The 24,542-nt window shown below is 43.1% G+C and carries 25 protein-coding genes; 16 read left to right on the forward strand and 9 right to left on the reverse strand.

What is annotated here, in order from left to right; translation table 11 throughout:
• Positions 1–245: 245 nt before the first annotated feature.
• From ABEF84_RS10670 to pal, 10 genes are all read left to right on the forward strand, one after another.
• On the forward strand, positions 246–1,586 hold the full coding sequence (locus ABEF84_RS10670; RefSeq protein ID WP_034583910.1) for a deoxyguanosinetriphosphate triphosphohydrolase: 1,341 nt from the start codon (positions 246–248) through the stop codon (positions 1,584–1,586).
• 116 nt (positions 1,587–1,702) lie between these two features.
• Positions 1,703–2,305, forward strand: a complete 603-nt coding sequence (ruvA, locus tag ABEF84_RS10675) for a Holliday junction branch migration protein RuvA (protein WP_347452946.1) — start codon at positions 1,703–1,705, stop codon at positions 2,303–2,305.
• A gap of 244 nt (positions 2,306–2,549) precedes the next feature.
• Entirely contained in the window at positions 2,550–3,557 is a 1,008-nt protein-coding gene (gene ruvB, locus ABEF84_RS10680; RefSeq protein WP_034583915.1) for a Holliday junction branch migration DNA helicase RuvB, read from the forward strand.
• Between the two features lie 50 nt (positions 3,558–3,607).
• On the forward strand, positions 3,608–3,994 hold the full coding sequence (locus tag ABEF84_RS10685) for a hypothetical protein (protein ID WP_152598522.1): 387 nt from the start codon (positions 3,608–3,610) through the stop codon (positions 3,992–3,994).
• Between the two features lie 339 nt (positions 3,995–4,333).
• Positions 4,334–4,741: a tol-pal system-associated acyl-CoA thioesterase gene (ybgC, locus tag ABEF84_RS10690; protein ID WP_034582631.1), complete on the forward strand. Its 408-nt coding sequence runs from the start codon at positions 4,334–4,336 to the stop codon at positions 4,739–4,741.
• A 27-nt stretch (positions 4,742–4,768) separates the two neighbouring features.
• A complete protein-coding gene (gene tolQ / locus ABEF84_RS10695; RefSeq protein WP_034582633.1) occupies positions 4,769–5,467 on the forward strand; it encodes a protein TolQ in 699 nt (232 codons plus the stop codon).
• Positions 5,467–5,916 carry a protein TolR gene (gene tolR, locus ABEF84_RS10700; RefSeq protein ID WP_347454821.1) on the forward strand — a complete coding sequence of 150 codons (450 nt, stop codon included), beginning with the start codon at positions 5,467–5,469 and terminating at the stop codon, positions 5,914–5,916. The genes tolQ and tolR overlap by 1 nt, the downstream gene beginning before the upstream one ends.
• Before the next feature lie 3 nt (positions 5,917–5,919).
• Positions 5,920–7,200, forward strand: coding sequence for a cell envelope integrity protein TolA (gene tolA / locus ABEF84_RS10705; RefSeq protein ID WP_347454820.1), 1,281 nt, complete (start codon positions 5,920–5,922; stop codon positions 7,198–7,200).
• 204 nt (positions 7,201–7,404) lie between these two features.
• A complete protein-coding gene (tolB, locus tag ABEF84_RS10710; protein ID WP_171077647.1) occupies positions 7,405–8,688 on the forward strand; it encodes a Tol-Pal system beta propeller repeat protein TolB in 1,284 nt (427 codons plus the stop codon).
• A 40-nt stretch (positions 8,689–8,728) separates the two neighbouring features.
• A complete protein-coding gene (gene pal, locus ABEF84_RS10715) occupies positions 8,729–9,301 on the forward strand; it encodes a peptidoglycan-associated lipoprotein Pal (protein WP_034582642.1) in 573 nt (190 codons plus the stop codon).
• 73 nt (positions 9,302–9,374) lie between these two features.
• On the opposite strand, the gene ABEF84_RS10720 is transcribed toward pal, so the two are convergent.
• Positions 9,375–9,557 carry an NF038105 family protein gene (locus ABEF84_RS10720; protein WP_034582643.1) on the reverse strand — a complete coding sequence of 61 codons (183 nt, stop codon included), beginning with the start codon at positions 9,555–9,557 and terminating at the stop codon, positions 9,375–9,377.
• Positions 9,558–9,740: 183 nt separating this feature from the next.
• On the opposite strand from ABEF84_RS10720, the gene ABEF84_RS10725 reads away from it, so the two are divergent.
• The 5 genes from ABEF84_RS10725 (at position 9,741) to ABEF84_RS10745 (ending at position 13,025) form a co-directional block, all read left to right on the forward strand.
• Positions 9,741–10,715, forward strand: coding sequence for a class 1 fructose-bisphosphatase (locus tag ABEF84_RS10725; RefSeq protein ID WP_034582644.1), 975 nt, complete (start codon positions 9,741–9,743; stop codon positions 10,713–10,715).
• A gap of 51 nt (positions 10,716–10,766) precedes the next feature.
• Complete coding sequence (locus tag ABEF84_RS10730; RefSeq protein ID WP_034582648.1) at positions 10,767–11,543, forward strand: RNA methyltransferase; 777 nt, start codon at positions 10,767–10,769, stop codon at positions 11,541–11,543.
• A gap of 168 nt (positions 11,544–11,711) precedes the next feature.
• Positions 11,712–12,323: an RNA polymerase sigma factor gene (locus ABEF84_RS10735; protein ID WP_034582651.1), complete on the forward strand. Its 612-nt coding sequence runs from the start codon at positions 11,712–11,714 to the stop codon at positions 12,321–12,323.
• Positions 12,320–12,637 (forward strand): hypothetical protein, encoded by a 318-nt coding sequence (locus ABEF84_RS10740; protein ID WP_034582654.1) that lies wholly within the window; start codon positions 12,320–12,322, stop codon positions 12,635–12,637. The genes ABEF84_RS10735 and ABEF84_RS10740 overlap by 4 nt, the downstream gene beginning before the upstream one ends.
• The gene (locus ABEF84_RS10745; RefSeq protein WP_034582657.1) at positions 12,627–13,025 is read left to right on the forward strand and encodes a DUF3106 domain-containing protein; all 399 of its coding nucleotides are present in this window, start codon (positions 12,627–12,629) and stop codon (positions 13,023–13,025) included. The genes ABEF84_RS10740 and ABEF84_RS10745 overlap by 11 nt, the downstream gene beginning before the upstream one ends.
• A gap of 37 nt (positions 13,026–13,062) precedes the next feature.
• On the opposite strand, the gene tnpC is transcribed toward ABEF84_RS10745, so the two are convergent.
• The 8 genes from tnpC to cxpE form a co-directional block, all read right to left on the reverse strand.
• A complete protein-coding gene (gene tnpC / locus ABEF84_RS10750; RefSeq protein ID WP_347454819.1) occupies positions 13,063–14,688 on the reverse strand; it encodes an IS66 family transposase in 1,626 nt (541 codons plus the stop codon).
• Positions 14,689–14,762: 74 nt separating this feature from the next.
• Positions 14,763–15,098 carry an IS66 family insertion sequence element accessory protein TnpB gene (tnpB, locus tag ABEF84_RS10755; RefSeq protein ID WP_171455698.1) on the reverse strand — a complete coding sequence of 112 codons (336 nt, stop codon included), beginning with the start codon at positions 15,096–15,098 and terminating at the stop codon, positions 14,763–14,765.
• The gene (tnpA, locus tag ABEF84_RS10760; RefSeq protein WP_347454818.1) at positions 15,095–15,478 is read right to left on the reverse strand and encodes an IS66-like element accessory protein TnpA; all 384 of its coding nucleotides are present in this window, start codon (positions 15,476–15,478) and stop codon (positions 15,095–15,097) included. Before tnpA ends, tnpB begins: the two co-directional genes overlap by 4 nt.
• Before the next feature lie 164 nt (positions 15,479–15,642).
• Positions 15,643–16,947: an IS4 family transposase gene (locus tag ABEF84_RS10765; protein WP_347456315.1), complete on the reverse strand. Its 1,305-nt coding sequence runs from the start codon at positions 16,945–16,947 to the stop codon at positions 15,643–15,645.
• A 108-nt stretch (positions 16,948–17,055) separates the two neighbouring features.
• Entirely contained in the window at positions 17,056–19,473 is a 2,418-nt protein-coding gene (locus tag ABEF84_RS10770; RefSeq protein ID WP_034582660.1) for a CSLREA domain-containing protein, read from the reverse strand.
• 10 nt (positions 19,474–19,483) lie between these two features.
• A complete protein-coding gene (gene rbtA / locus ABEF84_RS10775) occupies positions 19,484–21,277 on the reverse strand; it encodes a rhombotarget A (RefSeq protein ID WP_034582663.1) in 1,794 nt (597 codons plus the stop codon).
• Between the two features lie 120 nt (positions 21,278–21,397).
• Positions 21,398–22,102 (reverse strand): DnaA regulatory inactivator Hda, encoded by a 705-nt coding sequence (gene hda, locus ABEF84_RS10780; RefSeq protein ID WP_034582666.1) that lies wholly within the window; start codon positions 22,100–22,102, stop codon positions 21,398–21,400.
• A 29-nt stretch (positions 22,103–22,131) separates the two neighbouring features.
• Entirely contained in the window at positions 22,132–23,337 is a 1,206-nt protein-coding gene (gene cxpE, locus ABEF84_RS10785) for a chloramphenicol efflux transporter CxpE (RefSeq protein ID WP_347454817.1), read from the reverse strand.
• A 134-nt stretch (positions 23,338–23,471) separates the two neighbouring features.
• Between cxpE and purM the strand changes: the two genes are divergently transcribed.
• A complete protein-coding gene (gene purM / locus ABEF84_RS10790) occupies positions 23,472–24,542 on the forward strand; it encodes a phosphoribosylformylglycinamidine cyclo-ligase (protein ID WP_034582671.1) in 1,071 nt (356 codons plus the stop codon).

The following is a 24,542-nucleotide window of genomic DNA, read 5'->3' on the forward strand; positions in this document are numbered from 1 at the left end:
CAACAACAAGCTCATCCTAATTTTTAGCGATCCGACAGGCTTGTCGAGTTAAAATACCGCTTAAATAATGCACTTTATTTGCAAGAATATATTTCCCATTGCCAATTTAGCTGATCCATAAAAATACAGTTCTAATATTGGTCTTCACTTTCTTATTTCTACACGGCAACTTATGTCGCAAGTCCGTATATTTTTCTGCACTTTTTTGGCATGATGCAGCCAAAGAACTGAATGAATAATGATAAATGACTCAAATGCGTTGGCTGGAATTACTTTCCACTGTCCGTATTGGCAGCAAAAAACAAAGTACTGAACTGGCACGTAGTCCATTTCACAAGGACTATGACCGGATTATATTTTCGCAAAGTTTCCGTCAGCTAAACCGTAAAACCCAAGTGCATCCACTGACCCAGCATGACGGTATTCATACCCGTCTGACTCATTCGCTGGAAGTCTCCTGTATTGGTCGTTCACTTGGCATGCTCGCTGCAGAAAAAATTAAAGATGAATTACCACCTTGGATTTCCCCAGCCGATGTTGGCGCGATTATTCAGGCCGCCTGTCTGGCGCATGATATTGGCAATCCACCTTTTGGTCATGCCGGTGAATATGCCATCCGTGAATGGTTTGATGATGCATCGCATACCGATTTCCTGAAAAATCTGAGTCCGGAACAGGAAGCCGATGTGCGTCAGTTTGAAGGCAATGCCCAAGGCCTGCGCCTGCTGACCAAGATTGATTATCATCCGAATGATGGCGGCATGCGTCTCACCTATGCCACGCTGGGTGCCTATTTAAAATATCCGTGGCTATCACAGACCATTGATCCAACTGGTAACACGCCTGCTAGCCGACGTCCGAAATTTGGCTGCTATCAATCCGAAAAAGAGATTCTCAAAGAGATCGCTGAACAGCTTGGCCTGATTCAACTGGGTGACTATCACTACTGTCGTCATCCACTGACTTATCTGCTCGAAGCCGCTGATGATATCTGTTATGCCCTGATTGATCTGGAAGATGGTATTAGCCTGAATATGCTGAGTTATGCTGAAGTTGAACCGGTGTTTCTAAATCTGCTGGGTGATTATGGCACGCCTTCTGAAATCAGCATGCCGGATACCACCTGGCAACAGAAGATTGCAGCTTTGCGTGGCCGGGTGATGAAGCGTCTGGTCGCAGAAGTAACCACTGCTTTTGCCCATCATCAGCAGGAAATCCTGATGGGTCAGCTCAAAGGTTCCTTACTGGGTTATTGCAGCCCAGATATCGAGCTTGGCATTACCCGTGCCAAGGAACTGGCGCGTGATCGGATCTTTGAGCATCCGCAAAAGGCGGGACTGGAAATTATTGCCCATCAAAGCCTGCAAACCATTCTGGATGCCTTTATTCCACTGACTACACCGCACAAGAATCTGAGTTTCAAGGAACAGCGTCTAATGGCAATCCTGAAACGTTCTGGCGCACAGTTCCATGCTGATCATTATGACAATATCATGCAGGTGCTGGATATTATTTCCAAGCTGTCCGACCATCAGGCTTATAACCTGGCGCAGGAACTGCATGGCAATAAAGCGGGATTACTTTAACTAGATGCAAATTTGTTGATAATCTCAGCAAATCTGCGAATTTTGAACCGTAGTATTTTGCCTTTAACGCAAATGCTGACTACTATGCCCGTATTGAATTTGAGTATTTATAAAAAATGATTGGATGCCTGATTGGTGAAGTGCTGGCGCTTGAAGCACCAACTGTTTTGTTAAATGTAAATGGTGTGGGTTATGAGATTGATACTCCCCTGACCACGTTCTGCCAGTTACAAAAAGGCCAGAAAATTACCCTATGGACGCATTTATCCGTTCGTGAAGATGCACAACTACTTTATGGCTTTTTAAATGCGCAGGAAAAAACCATTTTCCGTACTTTATTAAAGGTTAATGGCGTCGGCCCCAAAATGGCGCTCGGCATTCTCTCTACTTTAAGTGTGGACATGCTGATTCACACCGTTGAAAATGAAGATGTAAATACCTTGGTCAAAGTGCCTGGAGTCGGCAAAAAAACTGCTGAACGTCTGATGATTGAACTGCGTGACCGCTTTAAAGCCATGGTTTCAGGTAGCGCTCCAACCAATTCGACAGCTCCACAAATCCAGTTTATGGGCAACTCTGCAGTTGCTGAAGCTGAAGCGGCATTACAATCTTTAGGTTATAAACCTGCTGAAGCACAAAAATTGGTAAATGCAGCTAAAGGTGACTTTACTGAAGCCAGCGACATTATCCGTGCGGCTTTAAAATCAATGAATAAATAACAGGAAGATGACTCAAATCTAAAAGAGTAATTATTCTCGGTTTATGAATAACTGACTGGCGACATGGAGGTCGCCTGTTGAGTTGGGGTACAGGATGTGCCCTCAACTCAACAAAAGATTTTTGTTACTTTTGATCTTTCAAAAGTAAAACAACGCCTACACAATGGCAGCTAAACACAAATCATTATTTGAGGCTGTTCCCACAGCATCAAACAGCTTCGATAAAGAGATTAAGTTAATAGATATGCAAGACCGTCTCATCAGTGGTTCTGAAAAACCCGAAGATCACTTTGATCGTGCCATCCGTCCAACTTCCCTCGATGACTATATCGGTCAGCCTGTGGTTCGTGAACAAATGGAAATCTTTATTGGTGCCGCACGTGGCCGTGAAGAAGCACTGGATCATACCCTGATCTTTGGGCCTCCAGGTCTGGGTAAAACTACGCTTGCCAATATTATTGCCCGTGAAATGGGTGGCAATCTGAAATCAACTTCTGGCCCAGTACTGGAACGTGCCGGTGATCTGGCGGCGATGCTGACCAACCTTGAAGAAGGTGACGTACTATTTATTGATGAGATTCACCGTCTTTCTCCAGTGATTGAAGAAATCTTGTATCCAGCGATGGAAGACTATCAGCTGGATATCATGATTGGTGAAGGTCCGGCTGCCCGTTCAATTAAACTGGACTTACCACCATTTACCTTAGTGGCTGCAACCACACGCGCAGGCCTGCTGACTTCTCCATTACGTGACCGTTTCGGTATCGTGCAACGTCTGGAATTCTATTCAGTTGATGATCTAACCCATATTGTGAAACGTTCTGCGAGTCTTATGGATGTACCAATGACGGAAGAAGGTGCACGTGAAGTGGCTCGTCGTTCGCGTGGTACACCGCGTATTGCCAACCGCCTGCTACGTCGTGTCCGCGACTATGCACAAGTCAAAGGTACTGGTGAAGTGACTCAGGACATGGCGCAACGTGCACTGGATATGTTGAACGTGGATAAAGATGGTTTGGATACGCTTGACCGTCGTTACTTGTCCATGCTTCTTGAACGGTTTGATGGTGGTCCTGCCGGTGTAGAAGCTTTGGCAGCAGCAATGGCAGAAGACTCTGGCACATTGGAAGATGTTATTGAACCATACCTAATCCAGCAAGGTTATGTAATGCGGACTGCGCGTGGTCGTATTGCCACCAATATGGCCTATTTGCAGTTTGGTATGACACCTCCTGAACCAAAAGACAAATAATTTGGAAGGGAGTTAATTCTCCCTTTTCTTTATTCAAAACCAAATATCATATGAAAAATAGTCAGTTTTTAGCCTTAACTTTAGTTTTACTCTGTTCATCTTCTTATGCACAAACTTCTTGGCAATGCACAAATAAGCATGCTGAGATTTCCTGCACCCAACAGAACTGCCAGGTACAAACTGAAGATTTCACTTCTTTTAACTTTCTTATAGATAGCAATAAAGAAATAAGCATTTGTGCTTATTCAGGTTGCTGGCGTGGACCAGTAACATATACAAACTCAAAAAAATTTGATCAGTATTTTACTCAACAACTCATTTGGAATAATGGTGAAACAAAAGATGAAAGCTTTTCTATCACTATAGATAAAACTACAAAACTAGGAAACCTGTTAGGTTCTGGGTTTATTCTTCCGCTTATTTGTGAATCAAAATGAGTTAAATAAAAATACACCTGTTATCCGTAAGCAACAGGTGTACTGAACACTATTATTTTTTTTAGATCAGTAAAGCCTCTAAAATCTGCTTAAAGAAAGTGAAAAATATTTATAAGTTTATAAAGCTCTAGATCATCTTAAAAAGATTACCAATCAAAACCATTCATAGGCAAAATTTCTCACGTCTTTGAAATCTTGTGCCATTGGTCAAAAAAGTCAGTGTGCTAAACTGCCAAGCCTCATATCACTTGACTTGTAGCCTAATTTGAGCAAATTCTACACGCAAAATTAGGTGAAGAAAGCAGCATCAATCTGCAGTAAAACCAATGGAACATCATTATGGCGAATAAATTTGAATTCAATATCCGCGTTTATATTGAAGACACAGATGCAGGCGGCATTGTCTATCATGCCAATCATATTCGCTTTATGGAACGCACCCGTACCGAATGGTTACGCGCTTCTGGCATCAGCCATTACTGGCATCAGAAAGATTACAACTTTGTCGTGCACAAAATTAACGTCAAATATTCGCGTCCAATTCTGATGGATGACTTAATTACCGTCACTGCAAGTGTAATTTCACTTAAAGCTTCATCTTTTGTATTGCAACAGAATATTTATCGTGGTGAAATCATGCTTGCATCGGGTGAGGTCGAGCTGGCTTGTATCGGCGCTGATATGCGTCCACGTCGCCTGCCTGATGAAATACGCGACCTGATTCGAAAAGAATTGGAACAAGATTAAAAAAATGAATTGGCACATGTAAGCACTATGGCAACCGAGTTAGCATCATCCCTACAAGTATCAGATCTGATTTTACAAGCAAGCCCTGTCGTACAACTGGTTATGCTGTCTCTTTTACTGGCATCGCTCTACAGCTGGTACCTGATTGCTAGGCTCTACATGAGTTATAAAAAGGCCCAGGCAGAAGATGAACATTTCCAGAAAATTTTCTGGTCTGGTGCTGAACTGAATACCCTGTATAACAATGCCCAGTTGAATTCCAAACGTACTGGCCTGGAAGATATCTTCTATCAAGGTCTGGGGGAATTCCTGAAACTAAAAAAACGCAATGCTTCTCAAGCCCAGACCATTGAAGGCACTGAACGCATTCTGCGTGTCGGTTTAAGCCGTGATCAGGGCACTTTAGAGCAAGGTTTAGGCGCACTGGCAAGTATTGGTTCAGTTGCCCCTTATGTCGGTCTGTTTGGTACAGTCTGGGGCATCATGAATGCCTTTATTGGCTTGTCAGAAGTTGATCAGGTGACACTGGCAACCGTAGCACCCGGCATTGCTGAAGCCCTGATTGCAACTGCGATTGGTCTGTTTGCAGCAATTCCAGCGGTACTGGCATTTAACCACTACACTGCTAAAGGTGAAGCGCTTTACTCTGACCGTGCCCTGTTTGCCGAAGAAATGGTTGCCCTGTTACAACGTCAGTCACTTGGCCAGACTCAGGACCAAGACTAATGGCAATTCAACGTTCAGGACGCTTTGAGCGTATTAAAAAACCATTGAAAAGTGACATGAACGTCGTGCCTTATATTGACGTCATGTTGGTGCTGCTGGTGATTTTTATGGTGACTGCACCGATGATTACCACCGGAGTAAAAGTCGATTTACCTCAGGCCAATAACAACCCTATTCAAGCGAATGAAAAACCGACCATTGTTTCTTTAATGGAAGATGGTTCTTTAAAACTTGAAGATAAAAATCACAACAATGAAACCCTGACACTGGACGAGCTGAAAACTGTGCTGACCAATGCACAAAATGAAGCTCAAGCAGACAATAAACAGTTCAGCGTGCTCATTAACGGTAGCCAGTCACGTCCTTATGGCGAAGTCATGCAGTTGATGTCCGCTCTCCAGGATGCTGGTCTGGCACAAGTCGGCTTACTCACCGCACCTTTAAAGTAATATATGAAAGATTTCAATAAGCCACCTTCTCAACAGAAAGCGCTTGCAATCGGATTTACCATCGGCATCCATGCAATCGCTGTGGTGGGATTGCTTTATCTGGGCATGAGTAAACCGCCTCAACCACCGAAGCAGATCAAAACCATCCTGGTCAATCCGGAAGACCTGAAACCGGTCACACGTGAAGAAACTGAATTTGATGAAACTGCGCATGAAAATGTCGCAGAACAGATCACCCAGACTGCTGAACCAACACCGGAAGCAGCACCGGAAATTCCAACCACTGCGCCTGCTGAGGTTCCTCCTGTAACGCCACCAGCACCAAAAGTGGATACCCAAAAGGCTATCCAGGAAGCCAAGGCAGCTGCAGCAGCGCAACAGAAAGCTGAACAGCAGGCTGCCGAAGCAGCCAAACGTGCCGAAGCTGCGGAACAGGCTAAACAGGAAGCCACTCGAGCAAAAGCCGAGGCAGCACAAAAATCTAAAGCTGAGCAGGAAGCCGCGCGTCGTGCTGAGCAGCAGGCCAAGCAAAAAGCAGATGCTGCGGAAAAAGCTCGCCTCGAAGCACAACGTAAAGCCGATTTAGCAGCCAAACAGAAACTTGACGCTCAGGCCAAAGCCAAGGCCGAAGCAGATGCAAAAGCTAAAGCAGATGCTGCCGCAAAACAAAAAGCGGCTGCTGAGGCAAAAGCTAAGGCAGATGCGGAAGCGAAGCATAAGGCTGAACAACAAGCCAAGCAAAAAGCGGATGCTGCGAAAAAAGCTGCTGCTGAAGCTGAAGCGAAACACAAAAAAGCAGATGCAAAAGCTAAAGCAGATGCTGCCGCGAAAAATAAAGCGGCTGCAGAGGCAAAAGCCAAAGCCGATGCGGATGCCAAACGTAAAGCTGCGGCGGAAGCCGAGGCCAAACGTAAAGCAGATGCTGAGGCAAAGACTCATGCGGAAGCCGAAGCCAAAGCATCTGCCGCTAAAAAAGCTGCTGAAGAAGCTGCACACAAAAAGGCTGAAGCTAAACGCATCGCCTCCAGTGCAAAACGCGACTTCGAGAACAAGATTAAACGTGCCTGGGATATTCCAGCGGGATCTTCCGGTCAGAAGGCCACTGCCCGAGTGACCTTGAGTGACAGCGGTTCCGTGGTTTCTGTAATCGTCAATGCCAGCGATCCAGACATGAAAGCCAGTGTGGAAGCTGCGGTTCGTGCTGCTGCACCATACCCAATGCCGTCCGATCCGGATGCACGCCGTGAAGCTCGGAGTTTCACCTCTACCTTCACTGCACAATAAAAATTTAAGCCATAACCAGCAAAACGGTTATGGCTTTTGCTTTTTTAAGATAAACTGCAGTGAAAAGCGGCAAAATAATATTCACTTTTCACAGTGTTATAACAGTTTGATCATGGCTGGATAGTTTATTTTTATGAAATCCATGCGATGATGTGACGCAATCATATTCAGAATAAATCCGTTGATTTGAGTAAATAACGAATGATGGAAAAAACGCGTAAACACCTACTCTGCCTTGCCATATTCACTGCTCTGGGTTCAATCACTGCCACCCAGACTCAGGCGCAATTACATCTGGAAATTACCAAAGCACCGGAAGCGGCGCCGAAGATTGCGATTGTCCCGTTTAGTCAAGACCAGAGCATTTATCCAATTGTGGAAAATGACCTGAACCGTTCTGGCAAGTTTACCAGTGCTTCAAAAAACCTGCCGGCAACAGCGAGCCTGAATAACCCGAATGCGGATGCCTGGGCTGCAGCCGGTGTACCTTATGTAGTGACCGGTTCTTCCAAGACCAATGCTGATGGCTCATATGAAATCCAGTACCAGCTGTATGACATCGAGAAAAAACAGTACTTATTAAATGAACTGCTGACAGTTCCGGCAACCCGTACCCGTCAGGCTGCCCACATGATCAGTGATGCGATTTTCCAAGCATTAACCGGCATTCCGGGTGATTTTAGTGGCCGTATCGCTTATGTACTGCGTAACCCTGCAACTCCCGATCAGCGTTATACCCTGCAAATTGCTGACACAGATGGTGAACAGCCAAAAACCATTTTGACTTCACGTGATCCAATCTTGTCTCCAGCCTGGACACCGGATGCGAAAAAGATTGCCTATGTTTCATTTGAAACTAAGCGCCCAGCCATTTATTTGCAGAATCTGGCAACCGGTCAACGTGAAAAATTGGCCAGCTTCCGTGGCCTGAATGGTGCACCAAGTTTCTCACCAGATGGCAAGAGCATGCTGTTCACCGCATCGATGCATGGCAATCCTGAAATCTATGAAATGAATCTGGAAACCCGTCAGTTGAAACGCATGACCAATGACTCAGCCATTGATACTGAAGCGCGTTATGCGCCGGATGGAAAATCGTTCATCTTCACATCAGACCGCGGTGGCACACCACAGATTTATCGTTACGATTTTAATACCAGTAGCACCAAACGGATTACCTTCCGTGGTGCGTTCAATGCCCGTGGTTCTTTAAGTGCTGATGGTAAGAAACTTGCATTAGTTCATCGTCCTAGCGGTAGCAATTACAAAGTTGCCATCCAAGATATGAACTCAGGCGTGAATAATATCCTGACTCCAACCAGTCTGGATGAATCGCCAAGCTTCTCACCGAATGGTCAAATGGTGGTGTATGCCACTCGTGAAGGTTCACGTGGTCTGTTATCGATCATGTCACTGGACGGCCGGTTCCGTATGAACCTGCCTAGCGAACAAGGTGAAGTTCGTGAACCAGCTTGGGCACCAAAATAATTTCATGCTTTAACATTAATCAAACTTCATGGAGATGAAGATGAAAAAAGTACAACTATTCGCACTTCCATTACTGACTGCTGCACTGGTCATGACCGGCTGTGCCAGCCGTAAACCTGCAACCGAAGTTCAAACTGGTGACGTTGCACCAGGTTCAGCAACCACTGTTGATACCCAAGGCTTAAGTGAAGATGCAGCCCTGAATGCACAAAGCCTGGCTGGTGCATCTTCTAAAGGTGTGACTGCTGAAAATAAAGCTTACCTGGCAAAACGTGTGGTGTACTTCGACTATGACAGCAGCGAACTGTCAAATGAAGACATCCGTACTCTGCAAGCACATGCACAGTTCCTGATGGCTAACGCCAACTCACGTGTGGCTTTAACTGGCCATACCGATGAACGTGGTACCCGTGAATACAACATGGCACTCGGTGAACGCCGTGCCAAGGCTGTAGAAAGCTTCCTGATCACCACCGGTGTGAATGCGGGCCAACTGGAAGCGGTAAGCTATGGTAAAGAAATGCCGGTTGATCCAGGCCATGACGAAAGCGCTTGGCAGAAGAACCGCCGTGTAGAAATTAACTACGAAGCGGTACCACCTCTGCTGAAATAAGCATTTTCAGTCAGAAAATAAAAAAGCACTCACCAATGAGTGCTTTTTTATGGATGTTGAAAATTTTGAATGATTATTTTACTGCATTTTCTTTTTTGGGCTGCAGCGATTCAATCATGTCATGTTTGTTGAACTTTTTGTACTCCGGTTTAGCCTCGTAAGCCTTCCAGGCTTCCTTCATCGTTTCTTCAGAAATTTCGTCTAAATTAATGGCTTCGCTTGGCGTTGGAGTCGCATCAAATTTTAATGTCGTCATCTTTGTGCTCCTGTACCGATATTTTCCTTTCTCCATCAACATAGCATTTTCTAGCCGAGTTGCAAGTGTAAAATCATAGCAAATAGTCGCAGTTTAATTTTTCTTTTACTCCGTTCTCATCTAAAATATGACGCAATAACATTTTTATCATTCTGATAAATCCTGATTCGGAGCTTTCCTGACATGTCTAACCTCAGCCTTTCCCAATTTTTACAGAATAAAACTGGGAATCTCACCCCTGAACTTGCACAAGTAATTGAAACAATAGCAAATACTTGTAAGTCAATTGATCAGGCTTTACAAAAGGGTGCATTGGCTGGTGTATTGGGCAGTGCTCAGCATGAAAATGTGCAAGGTGAAGAGCAGAAGAAACTGGATGTTATTTCTAATGACTATCTCATCAATGCATTAAAAGTGCATCCAAACGTTGGTGGCCTAGCTTCTGAAGAACTGGATGAATTCACTACTGCTCAGGAAAATGGTCAGTATCTAGTATTGTTTGATCCACTCGATGGTTCCAGCAACATCGACATCAATATGTGTGTCGGTACGATTTTCTCGATCCTGCCGGCAAAAAATGCGGTGACTCAGGCTGAAGACTTCCTGCAACCCGGTGTAAATCAGGTTGCTGCAGGTTATGTTCTGTATGGCCCTTCAACCATGCTGGCGCTGACTGTCGGTGCAGGTACCGTGTTCTTCACCTTTGATCCTGAAACCAAAGAATTCCTGCTGACTGCTGAAGGCGTTCAGGTTGCTGCAGATACTAAAGAATATGCGATTAATGCATCAAACCAACGTCACTGGGAAGCTCCAGTAAAACGCTATATCGACGAACTGCTGGCTGGTAAAACTGGTCCACGTGAAAAAGACTTCAATATGCGTTGGGTTGCATGTATGGTGGGTGATATTCACCGCATCCTGTGCCGTAGCGGGATCTTTATGTACCCATACGACTTTAAAGATCCGAAAAAAGCCGGTCGTCTGCGTCTGATGTATGAAGCAAACCCAATGAGTATGCTGATTGAACAGGCTGGCGGTGCATCAACGACTGGTCGTGTGCGTATTCTGGACATTCAGCCATCTGAGCTGCATCAGCGTGTTCCTGTGATCATCGGTTCTAAAAACGAAGTTGATCTTGTAACCAGCTACCACAATTAATCTTTTTAAACGGCAGTTGGTACGCTACTGACTGCCGTGGACTTCTCTCCCATGCCAACTATCTTCCTTGAATCCAAAGACAATCCGAAAATCAAGCACCTTAGGGGGCTGATTGAGCAGAATTCGTATCGAAAAAAACAAGGACAAACCGTACTGGAAGGTACACATCTGTGTCTTGCATGGCTACATGAAAATAAGAAAATTAACTCTATTTTCACGACAGAAAATGCCCTGAAACATCCAGACTTTGACACCATTCTGCAAAAATACACCGGTGTGGTTTTTGTGATTGGCGAATCACTTTATAAGGACCTGAGTACCCTCGGTACTTCACTGGCCTGTATGGCGATTGTCGATATTCCAAGTTCTAGCCAAGCAGTCGATTACACGGCGGATACCCTAATTCTGGAAAACGTACAGGATCCAGGCAATGTCGGCACCCTGCTCCGCTCTGCTGCTGCTGCGGGTATTGACCAGATCATCTGCACCAAAGGTTCGGCGTCACTATGGTCGCCACGTGTGTTACGTGCCGGGATGGGTGCGCATTTTTCATTGCAATGCTTTGAAAATGTGGAACTTAAAGATGTATTAGATAATTTCAAAATTCCAGTCTATGTGACCAGTTCACACCGTTCTAGCAGCCTGTATAGTAAAGACTTGCGTAAACCTTGTGTCTGGATTTTAGGCAATGAAGGCCAAGGCGTTTCTGACTATGCCCTAGAACACGCAGAAGCCGTGACCATTCCACAACCAGGTGGTCAGGAATCCCTGAATGTGGCGATTGCCGGTTCCATCTGCTTCTTTGAAATGGTCCGTCAACGCATCTAAACCTGCATTTTCAGTTACTTTATTGTATTTCTCAGCGACCTGTATAAAAAATAGATTACACTAGAAAAATAATCATGTGTAATGTCAACCGAACCATTATTTCTAACGTTATATGAATATGTACTTGGAAATAATGGTGGGTATCCAATGACGGGATTTTCCATCTCTATGGATTTAGCACCAAAACAGCTGAAGGCTCAAGATGCGAGTACTCTTAAGAGTACGGCTGAGTCACGCCTGAAGAATTTCATGCAGGATGTGACGGGTCGTGCCTTAGTGATGATGGAAAGTGCCACTCAAGGCCAGCATGGCATTGCCATGGATCTGGTTCAGGAAGCCTTCATTTCCCTGCATAAATCATATGCCGACCGTTCGACCGAAGAATGGTATCCGCTGTTTTACACCATTTTGAATCACAAGTTACAGGACTGGCGGCGGAAAGAAGCCCGTCGTGCTCAGCCATTTTCCTTTTTCAAGAAAATTCAGCTAGATGATGAGTCAGAACTCGATGATCTCGTCGATGAAACTACGCCTTCACCTCTGGAATTTCTGGATCAGGCTGTGACTGCTGAAGAAATTCAACAGGCAATTTCACAGTTGCCTGTCCGTCAACAACAGGCCTTTATGCTCCGGGCATGGGAAGGCTTTGATACCCACACAACCGCACAGATTATGAACTGCAGCGAAGGCAGTGTAAAAACCCACTATCACCGTGCAATCCAAGGTCTACGTGCCTCACTTGCACACCTCGATCCATTTCTGGGAGGGTCATCCGAATGAATCAAGATGATTTCTTAAAGCAAGTAACTTCCAAACTTGATGGTATGGCACAACAGCACAAGGGCAAAGCTGTTGTGATGAACCGTGTACTTGAAGAAATTCAGGACACTAAAGAATCCCGTTTTGCCTTTCTGAAAATGTCGGGCTTTGCTCTCGCAGCGGCTATTGCTGGCATAGTTGTATTACCGAATATTGCCACTCATGATGAACCTCAAACTCAGGTTGTTTCCACTCCTAAGCTTTCTCCTCAAATGGTAGAGGACTTGGAAATGCTCATGGTTTTAGGTGAGGACAAGGTGCCACATGGCAGCTAAGAAACTGGCGATTGCTTTTTGTGCTTTTGGCTTTCTGCAAACTAGTTTTGCAGGCTTCGAACGCTTCTGGATTTTTTCTAAAGATGCCAATACACAAGTCAGTGAAACCTGGGATAGCTTATCTGATTCAGAACAGGCAGCATTAATCAAACGTTATCAAACTTTGAAAGAACTTCCAGCACAACAAAGTGTAAACCTGCAGCAACGCATGGACTGGTTTACCCAGCTACCTGAAGCTGAAAAACAGAAAATGCGTGAAACTTGGCAGCGCATGAGCACCCATGAACGTAGAGAACTGGCATCACGTATGCAAAAAGCCTCTCCAGAACAGCGCCAGGCTATTCGAGAAGAGTATATCAACAAACATCTTATAGTTACTGAGCATTAATTTATCTGTAAGCGTCCGCTGAATCCCATACCAATTTTTAATTCGATTTAGGTTTCCAGCGATGTGGTAGTAATTCTTCTATTTGGGTCGCTTTATGCGTCGGCAGCCTTTTCAGCACATCACTTAAATAGGCATACGGATCCAAGCCATTCAGCTTTGCTGACTGGATTAACGTCATGATGTTTGCCGCTCGCTGACCACTGCGCAGCGAACCTGCAAACAGCCAGTTCTTGCGCCCCAACGCCCAGGGACGCATCTGATTCTCGACCCAATTATTGCAAATAGGTAGATTGCCATCATCCAGATAGCGGCTTAAAGCTGGCCAACGCTTCAGAGTGTAATTGATCGCCTTGGCGGTGGGAGAACTCGATGGCACTGTCAGATGATATTGGTTGAGCCATTCATATAGTTGTTGCATCACTGGTTGACTATGCTGTTGTCGGTATTCGCGGCGGTCTTCCGCTGTACCATCGGTCTTTTTCCTGAGTTCTGCTTCTATCGCATACAGTTTCTGAATCAGCACCAATGCCTGTTCAGCGACCTGACTTTTCCCGGTCACATGCAGTTCATGGAATTTACGACGTGCATGGGCCATGCAGCCCACCTCTATGACCTGGCCTGATTTAAAGCGTGCTTTATAACCACTGTAATCATCACAGACTAGATAGCCCTGCCAGCCTTTCAAGAACTCTGCAGCATGCTGGCCTGAACGACTATCCTGAAAGTCATAGATCACTGCCTGAACTGGATTGTACTGTGTAGTGGCATAGGCCCAGACATAACCTTTCTTCGGTTTTTTATCATTCTCACCCATCCGCATGATGGTGACCGGTGTTTCATCTGCATGCAGCACCTGCTGTTGTAGTACCACCTCTTTTAAGGCATTGGCCAGAGGTTCCAGTTCTACACCGCAGCGACCTATCCAGTCAGATAAAGTTGATCTAGAAAGTTCGATTCCCGCCCGCTGATAGATCAGACGTTGACGGTACAGCGGCAAATGATCGGCATATTTCGATACCAACACATGGCTGAGCAGTTCAGGTGAAGCAATGCCTTTATCAATCACATAGGCGGGCATCGCTTGCTGAGTCAGGGTGTCACACTGATCACAGACCCATTTGCCACGGACATGCTGTTCCTTATAGAACTGTGCCGGTCTGAAATGCAGTTTTTCACTGACATCTTCGCCGATACGACGGAGTTGGCAGCCACAAGCGCATTGGGTTGATGCAGGTTCATGCTCAATACGGATGGTGTGTAGATGATCTGGCAGTGGTCGACGTTTAGGTTTATTGGTTTTGGCTTTGTGTGTCGCTGCATCGGTTTTATCTGCATTTAATCGTTCTAATTCTAGATCAACGGCTGCAATATCTTCTTCGACCGCTTCATCCCAGAGATGGATTTGTTTTGCAGTGAGATGTTCGTTTTTACTGCCGAATTTGTGCTGTTTAAATAGTGCGAGTTCATGCTCGTATTTTTGATTGAGAATAGAAAGATGTTGAACTTTAGAATCTAATTGCTGATTGGTGACTTCAAGATGTTGAACTCTGGCATCTAATTGCTGGTTTGATTGTGCCAGAGACTGATGCTGCAGCGCCAACTGCCTGGTGAATTCCAGCAGTTGTTCATGGGTCAGTTGGCTTAAGTCAGGCAGCGTATTCATGACCGCAGTATGCCTGAGGTCATGAGAAGAATGAAATAGAACGTTTGGAGAATAGCAGAATGGAACAGCCTGGTTTAAAGCATCGTCACCACCTGCTGTCGTCCAATGCGCTGCCAGGGCAAACCTTGGATCAGTGCCTGTAACTGTTCCGGGCTGAGGGCCACGGTTTCACCTTGGTGAACTTGAGCCCAGTGAAATTTGCCCTGTTCCAGCCGCCGGGCACACAGCCAGATGCCCAGTCCATCATGTACCAGTACTTTCATGCGATGGCCACGTTTATTACAGAACAGGTAAGCACAATGCGGTTTGATGTAGCCAAAGGCTCTCACCACCTGAGCCATGATAGTATCCATCCCTGCTCGCATATCCAGAGGTTGGGTAGAAAGCCAGATTTCATCAATGCGGATCATGTTGCAAGTGCCTTGAGTAATTCTGCTAAAGCAGATATTTCTGATACTTGCCATTTCAAGCCAATTTCTACTTTTGAGTGGGGTAAAGTAATTTGAACCGTTAACATGTCAGCAGGAGTAGGATCTAATGGTGCAGAGCAAGATAAGGCAATAAATGCAGGTTTATTCGGTAGTGGTGAGCGATCATTCCCTGGCTTACCATCAATTAAGCGAATCCATTTGGATACAAGATTTGTATTCAATCCATGTTGCAAAGCGACCGAAGCAATTGAAACGTCCGGTGCTTTACAAGCCTGAACGATCTGCTGTTTAAATTCAGCACTGTATGTTCTTCGTTTTTTCGCAAGAGATGCGATGGATGTCTGGTGATTTGTAGTCATAAATTTTAGTCCCCACTTGTTTTTAAGTGGGGACTAAATTAAGGCTTATAGGATCGCTTGGTAAGGCTGTGTTAGCCGGATGCTTACATTTATCTTCATTTATAGAATTCATCTCCCTCTAAATAAGTAATAAAAAAGCCTCCATCTGGAGTAATGCCAGTCAGTTAAGAGATTGACTGGCATTTTTTTGGGTATTTCTGTGGTTTCCCTTTCACAACTCGTGGGTAGTTTCTACTTCTTTTTTTCGGTAAAACATACCTTTTAGATTTTTCCATTAAACTTTCTAGATGTTTAGGCAAATTGCCTGCGGAAGCCAAAGAATCAAACTTCAATAGGTTAAGGATAGCAATAGAGGTAATATGAAAGCTCATTCTCAAAGGACTGACTTTTGCACGTTGAGCCATATATTTCATTTGTCTTCTTAGAATATTATAGGCAATAAAGACTCCCCATAACTCTTGATAAATCAAGGTAGGTTGTTTACTCCTTAAATGCTTCCCTTCCTGTAAGTTACTCTTGATTTCTCGGTAACACATTTCTATTTCCCAACGCTGGGCATAGAGTTTTGCTAAAGCTAATAATGGATATCTCTTTGAATCTATTAGTGAAGTGATATAACGTCTAATCTTACCTGCCTGCTCAACCTCAATGAGACGTGCTTCCCAATAATCTCCTAAGGCTGGATTAAGTTTTTTAGCTCTTGTTGATATCGGCATTCTAATATGAAAGTCATGTTGCGAATTACGCTCCACAATCTCATACCGTAAATTATCTTTTGCACGCATAAGCCAATGACTTTCTTCTGCACGTTTTTGCCACCCGATGAGAAAATCTGCAGAGAAATAGGCTCGATCAAATAGGGTAATACTGTGTGAACAAGGAGATAATTGGCTTGCCAGTGTGAGTTCACCTTGATCCATACTGCCTATTTGAGCATCTATAATTTCATGGGTCGCGGTATTTACTAAGCAGGTTGCTCTCACTTGTGGATAAGGAGCATCAGCAGTTTTTCCTTTAGATGAACCAAAGTGTGCAAAATTCTCATCTGTATAAGGCATAGACCAAACAACACCATCAACAGCGCACACACTCAGACCGTGAAAGTTTGAGTATTGCTGCTGAGATTCTTCAAACCAGGCTTGGCTAAGTAAAGAAAATAGCGCATTTAAAGGTTCTGATCCTAAACGTTGTCGTGCTTGTACTACTGCGCTAGGAACACAATATCCTGTTGTACCAAATACAAGTTTTAGTTGTTCTACGACATATCCGATAGGTTGATTTCGAAATAAAGCGAGTCCAATGACAAGCCATACCACATGTTCAGCGGGTAACTTCCTTCTTCTAATTGATGCCTTACCTGTTTGATTCAGACTTTCCTCAATCCAGTTGAAATCAATAAATTCACTAAAATGGCTAAGTGAAGGTAAAGAATGTTGAAGGGTGCAATCTAAATTTTCAGATAAAGTCATAAAAAAAATGAGCGTATTTACATACACTCATTTTTACTACATTTTACTAATATTTGCTTAACTGACTGGCATTATCCATCTGGAGGCTTTTTATTTAATATTATTATATTAATTTTTGAATCGACGATATCCAGCTAAGCCCAACAATCCAAATAATCCCCAGATGCCAAATGAGCCGCCACCACTAGATGAAGTATTCGTATTTTTTGCAGTATTCTCTAATACAATTGTTGCTGTGTTTGACATCATTTCATCTGCATCAAAGACATTATAGTCCATGCTATAGCTAAACTGGCTCAGGTTATTATTTACACTAAAAGTAAGCTTGCCGCCATAGCAAGTTTCTCGCTGATAGTCACCAGGACATGGCCCTTCACGCTCAGCTTTCAAAGTTACACCAGAAGGTAAACTGACAATACGGATTGGAATTTCCTTACCATCTTTGTCTTTATAAAAGGCTGGCTTTCCTTGTGCTGTGCTACGATCACCATCCCCTTCATCACTGTCATTTTCTAAAGGATTAACTGTAATCGTTAAACCACTATCAGGGCTAATTTTGTAAAAATCATTTTTTGCAATCGGTGCAATGTTGACAAAAGATGCTGCAAGAACACCTGAACTTTTCGCATTGGTATTTTTATCAACTAAGGTATAAGTACAGAATTCCTGATCGGTTGCACTGGTAACTTTGCCATCCGTACGATACATCATTATACGATTAAGGCCCGTTTTCCATTCACACTTCAGCGCAGGGTCCTCATAGCCATCTAATTTTAAGGAATTCCCTTCACCTGCAAGTGCACCCACACCTAGTACTTTCGTACTTACATTATAATTCGAGGCATTTAATGCTGTAACTTTAATGTTTGAACCATCAAAAGCTTCTTGTAAAGTCGACTGTTTAAATGGATCAATATAAATTGCACGATATTTTCGGAACTTCTCCGTATAGGATTTGAGATCCTGATACTCTTTTAGCTCCTCTTTTAATCCTGCCAATTCTTCTTTTGGTGTATTTTGATCTTCAATTAATGCTTCCAATTCATCGATATTGGATTGATAAAAGTCCATCAGCTCTATATGTGATGAATTTTTTAAGTCTTCAACATCACCTGCCATTAAATTACGTATTTCAACCGCACCAATCTCACAGCTATTGGCCTGATCGGGGTTCAATCTCAGAGACATACCTACATCTCGGCTGATACCACGTTGATCTGTTGCTTCACAACCTTCGCCTTTCACATCCACTAAATCATTTGCCGTTTTATTATCACGTGGATAGTAAATACCAAGATATCGATTATCTACCGCAGGTTCCAAGAACTTACTGAGTACACTACTCATGCTGACAGCAGATAAGTCAATAAGCTGCGTTGCAGTCTGTTCTGATGATCGTTCTGGTAATACACATTGAGACTTGCCTGTTAATTCGAAAGCATTTTGCACATGTGCGAAAAGAATATTTTGATTTAGACTTGGATTGCCTCCATTTAAAGCATATTCACAAGATTTTCCAGCGTTATACGCGAGCACGTTATAACTTAAAAGCTTTGCACCGACGTTGTCATAGAACAATACTGATTTCGCAGTATTCTCAACAATGGTATTACTGCTTAAACTTAAATTAGAACTTGAATGAAGGGGTTTATCTGCTCTATTCACAAAATTAAATACATAGCCCCCTGTCTGGTTCTGAGCAATTGTCGAATTTAAGAAACTGCTTGTAGCGTAACCACAGAAATCAAAAATACTTTGATCTGATAGTGCACCATTACGAATAAGGCTTGAATTGGATACCTGCAACCCCAACTCTGTATTTGCTAAATTGGCGCTACATTCCATTGCAAATACACTGCCGAATTGTTGAGCCTTGTTTTTTTCAATACGACTGTCATTAATGGTAACTGTCTTTTGTCCATTCTGACTTATCGCATAAATGGCACCGCCATTCACATCGGCAGATGAACCGATAATTTCACTGCTATAAATACCAAGTGGCCCTGCAACATATAAAGCACCACCATTTCCACTATTGACTACATTTGAATTCTTGACAGCTCGTCCATTTCGGATAGAAATCTGATAAACATTTAGAGCAGCTTGGCTTTCAACCGTATTAAAAATACGGGATTTGCCTTGTGCATCAATGACTGTTTTAAGCGCTTCTTTTTTTGGATAAAGTAGGGTAATTGGGCTACGCTCTGTATAATTAAATGCGCTTTCACCATAAATGTTGATTGCAGATTCAACAACGAGTTCACGGTCAATTTTATAAGTACCGGCTTTGAGCTGGATTTGGTCAGGTGCACTTCCATCTAAACGAAGTGTGCGACCAACATTACAACCACCATATGATTTGTCTAATTTTGCAGTTTTAATTGCTTCACGTAATGAACAAGCACTGGCATTTTCCCCATCTTCATCTACCAATGTTGTGACCCGAATAGTTTTATCCTCAGCTGCCATCAAACTCATTGCCGAAACTACAGCTAGCGCTAATATTCCTTTTTTATAATTTTGCATTATTTTATCCTTAATTTTTACGCAAACCACGTAAGCTAATTAAGCTCAGTAATCCTAGTATTCCCAATATACCTAATGAACCGCCCGATGTTTTTACTGTCTTATCTTCAAATTTATTATCGGGTTCTTGCACAATTTGTGTTGTGATAGGTAAATATGGTTTTGAGACGTTAAAGCGTGTCGAACTCGTAACTACTTGCACTTCAAAAATATCTGCACCATGCCAAGCCGAATCTGGGGTATACACTAAATTGCCATGAATATCGATTTGTGTTGACCCTTTTGATGGAGTTTTGGTTTGTACTATACGCAAACAACCATCTTGCCACGGCTCATTATTTGGATTCTTACCAATAATGGAATTACATTCTTCTTTGGGAATCAGATCGCTATCCCCTAAAAATTTTGCAATAGAAAATTTTGCAATTTCTCCAGCTTTTAAATCCTGACCTGTCAACTGACCAGATGTTGGGACTATAATTTCAATCGCACCTCTATCACATTCTGCATTATTAAAGGACCGGTTCGTGCCTCGTTGATCGGAAGACTCACAAGATAATACATTTTCTGCTATTGTTGAACTACCAGCATTCACAATTGGTGATTCTTTAATTGACCTATAATTTAATAAGATACGGGGACGCATATAACCTAAAAATGTATTTTCAGCTGTTTCAAATGGACACAATTCTGAACGATTATTCTCTCTTAAACTTAAACAGCTACCTTGACTGCTACCATCTTTAGTTGCGATTAGTTGTGTCCCTTTATAAATTTGGTTTGGTGCTTCATTGCTACCATCACCACAACTTATACTAGTCAAGTTATTTTGTATTAAAGATTTATCATTATTAAAAACACAGTCCTGATGGTTTTTTAAAATAATGCTATTTGCTAGATATGCCTTAGCATATGGTGCTTGTAAAAGCACCCCTGCACCTTGGTTATCAACAATTGTAAGATTATTCGCTATAATACCATCGACCAGATTTAAAATATTTCCTGTATTTTGTACCAGAGTACTACTTACAATACGAGCTGCGCCTACTCGTAAATCATCAGGATTTAAAGCTGAAAAAGGGGCTTTAGTAAATATGTTTACACTGTTTGAAGCAGTCGTTTTATTCTTACGTATGACACTTTGTTGAATTGAATAGCTCGGATGTTCACTATAGAGCACAGCACCTTCGGTCGCTTCATTTTCAATGATTAAACTACTGCGAACCTCAATGGAACCTAGATAATTTCCGAAATTACCCACATTATAAATCGCACCACCTTTAGATGCATTGCCGTGGCTTAATTTCACATACTCAAATGTTGCCTTACCTTTGTTATAGACTATCCCCCCTTCTACAGCACAACTTGATTGCCCACACCCTTCTAAATCAAGTTCTTTAAATGTCACTGAAACAAAGTCATCTCCACTTAGTATACGGAAAATATTATCCTTTCCCTTCATCTTAATGCGTGCATTGTATAGACCTTGAACACGGTTACGGTCTGTCACTACATTACTATCTTCATCAACGGACTTAATATTTAGAGATTTTTTAATTTCTATATGTTTATTCAGGAGGTAGTTTTTTTTATCTGTAAGTAAAATATTTGCTGTTGAATTTTCCCCACCACAGCCCATATAACCTTCTTTGGCCAAACCGAGATTCACATATTCAATAGCTTCACGAAGTGAACATTCCTTATCATCCTTAACAATATCTTCAGTCGTAGTAACAACAATGTCAGCACCGTAAGCATGCCCCATCATGCATAGCAAACCAATGCCTAAGCTCTTCTTGAGCATGACTTTCTCCTGTTTTTAAATTCTTTATTTTTTATTCAAAACATCGCCTATCCTGGCGAAATTTAAATTATTTTGCTCTAATTTGTCATAATTTGATTAATTACTCAAGATTTTTATTTATTAACGATATTCATCAATCAAAGCATAAATCTGGCGCAAATTCGCATTGCTGACCTTCAATTTTTCCCCTTTAAGTAGTTGAATAATCTGCTCTAAAGTTTGTAAAAGAACCGAAGTTTGATGAGGGCCATGATTTAATAAGTAATCAAGAATTTGCTGATCTAAATGAATTCCACGTCGATCAAGTACAGAAGTCACTAAAGCAAAACGGTCCGCATATAAACTGCCATTCGGTACACGGGTACTCACTGCTTGTGTCAAACGTGACTGTAAATCCGGAAGTTCCAATTTCAGCTCAATCGGTGCTACACGAGAAGAAAAGACCAATTGCCCTCCCCCCTCATTATTGTTATTAATCAAATGAAAAACTGCTTTTTGCCAGTGTGGTACACCACTAATGGCCTCAATATCATCCAAAGCAACCAGATCATATCGGTCTAATGAAGTAATCGCTTCAGTTGGTGCATCCAAGAGTTCGAGCAAGGAAACCTGAATTGCAGTTTTACCTACTTCCAGATACGAATCACAGATCGCAGAGAGCAGATGACTTTTCCCCGTACCTGCTCCACCATAAACATAAAACTGTTTAATCAGGCCTGCATGTAACTGACGGATTGCATCAATCACATGTCCCCATCCGGGACCCGAAAAATCACTGATTCGGGCATCGAGCTGGGGTTCAATATCAAGTTGCAATTGACGCATATCTATTATTTGGCCTATCCATCTTTAAGCTAGTTTTCTTCAATCTTACTCGGTTTTTCATCAGCTTGCAGTGTTTTCACTTCGGATGGTTTCAGTTCAACATCTACATTCATGTCTGAGGTTTCGATATTCACTGATCCGGTAGAAGCATCCTGTACTACCATAGCCTGTTGGCCGTACATCGCACTTTTTTCATAGAATTCACGTGCATGACGAAGTAATACAACGATTACAGCTGCGACCGGCAGAGCAATCAGCATACCCAAGAAACCGGCTAATTGCGCACCAGCCAATACCGCGAATACTACAGCAACCGGTGATAGACCAATTTTATCACCCAACAAAAATGGTTGCAGGATATAACCCTCTACGGCCTGTCCAACCATAAACACGATCCCTACCAGCACTAATTGCCACCAGTCGATGCCAAATTGGAATAAGGTCGCAACCATCGCTGCGATGATACCTACGGCAAAACCGAGGTAAGGAATAATACTGCACAGACCAGCCACCATACCGATGATTAGACCAACTTCCAGACCTATTAGCTGCAAACCGACCGCGTAAACCACCCCAAGTAGAACCATCACCAAAAACTGGCCTTTCACAAAGGCACCCAGGACTTCATGACATTCACCCACAATTTCCATTGTGCTTTTTTCATAAGGTCGTGGAATGAGACGGCGTAAGCTATCGAGCATGCGCTCCCAGTCCAGCAAGAAATAGAAAGCAATAATCGGAATCAGAACAATGGTTCCACCAACCTGAATAAAGCTAATCCCAGATTGAGCCAGTTTCAGTGCCACGGCCTGAATACTGTCAGCACTATAGTTAGTTTGCACATAATCCATCACCATATCAGAAATCTGTGCAGTATCGATTTCCATTGGAACCAGATTAAAAGTGCTAGATAACCAAGGCAAAAATGTATAATTAATCCAGTGAATTCCGGCTGGAATACTGTCACGCGCATACATGAGCTGTTTCCACACCAATGGCACCAGATACCACATTGCTAAAGTTAAAACCACACCAATCCCAATAAAAACAATACTGATAGAGAGCCAACGCGGCAGACCAATATGATGTAGGCGATTAACTAAAGGACTAAAGAGATAAGCGAGCAAAAATGCACCAACAAACGGAATGACCACAGGTTTCAGCAGGTATAACACCCACGCAATCAAGGCAATACCAGCCAGGATAAAAATGCGACGTAAGGTACGATCTACCATCTAATCTCGCCTTTTCTCTATTAATCGTTATAAAAAGTAAAATATTTTAATAAAGATAACATTTTAGGGCATAAATAACATAAGAGTTTCGTATATTCAGGTATAATCAGCGCCGCGAATGCGGAGACTTCATTATGAGCAACTCAACTTCTACCCCAAACACTGGTTTAAGCTACAAAGATGCAGGTGTCGATATTGAAGCGGGCGACGCGTTAGTCGACCGTATCAAATCTGTCGCAAAGCGTACTTCCCGTCCTGAAGTTATGGGCGGCCTAGGTGGCTTTGGTGCACTTTGTAAAATCCCTAAAGGTTATGAAGAGCCTGTTCTCGTATCTGGCACCGATGGTGTTGGTACAAAATTACGTTTAGCACTGAATTTAAACCGTCATGACACCATTGGTCAGGATCTGGTAGCAATGTGTGTGAACGATCTTCTGGTGTGTGGTGCTGAACCACTGTTCTTCCTGGACTACTATGCAACGGGTCACCTGAATGTTGATGTTGCTGCAAATGTCGTGACTGGTATCGGTAAAGGGTGTGAGCTTGCAGGCTGTGCATTGGTAGGCGGTGAAACTGCTGAAATGCCAGGTATGTATGAAGGCGAAGACTATGACCTGGCAGGTTTCTGTGTCGGTGTCGTTGAGCAAAGCAAAATTATTGATGGTTCTAAAGTCAAAGCAGGTGATGTACTGATTGGTGTAGCTTCTTCAGGCGCTCACTCTAACGGTTACTCGCTGCTACGTAAAATTCTTGAAGTGAAGAATGTTGATTTAAACCAGCTCGTAGATGGGCGTCCTCTTGCTGATGCAGCAATGGAACCAACCCGTATCTATGTCAAATCGATTCTTAAACTGCTAAAACAGGTTGATGTGCATGCCATGGCACACATCACTGGTGGTGGCTTGCCAGGCAACCTACCGCGTGTACTACCAAATGGTGCTCAAGCAGTGATTAATGAATCTTCTTGGGAATGGCCAGAACTGTTCAAACTGTTACAACGCGAAGGTGGTGTAGAACAGTTTGAAATGTACCGCACCTTCAACTGTGGCGTGGGCATGGTACTGGCTGTAGATGCCGCTGATGCGGATAAATCCATTGAAGTGCTAAACAACTTAGGCGAAAAAGCATGGGCAATGGGTCACATTGTGGACAATGCTGAGTCTGTAGAAGGCGCTGATGAAAAAATCCGCGTGATCTTCGCATAA

The sequence above is a fragment of the Acinetobacter sp. ANC 7912 genome (assembly GCF_039862785.1).
GTDB lineage: Bacteria > Pseudomonadota > Gammaproteobacteria > Pseudomonadales > Moraxellaceae > Acinetobacter > Acinetobacter thermotolerans.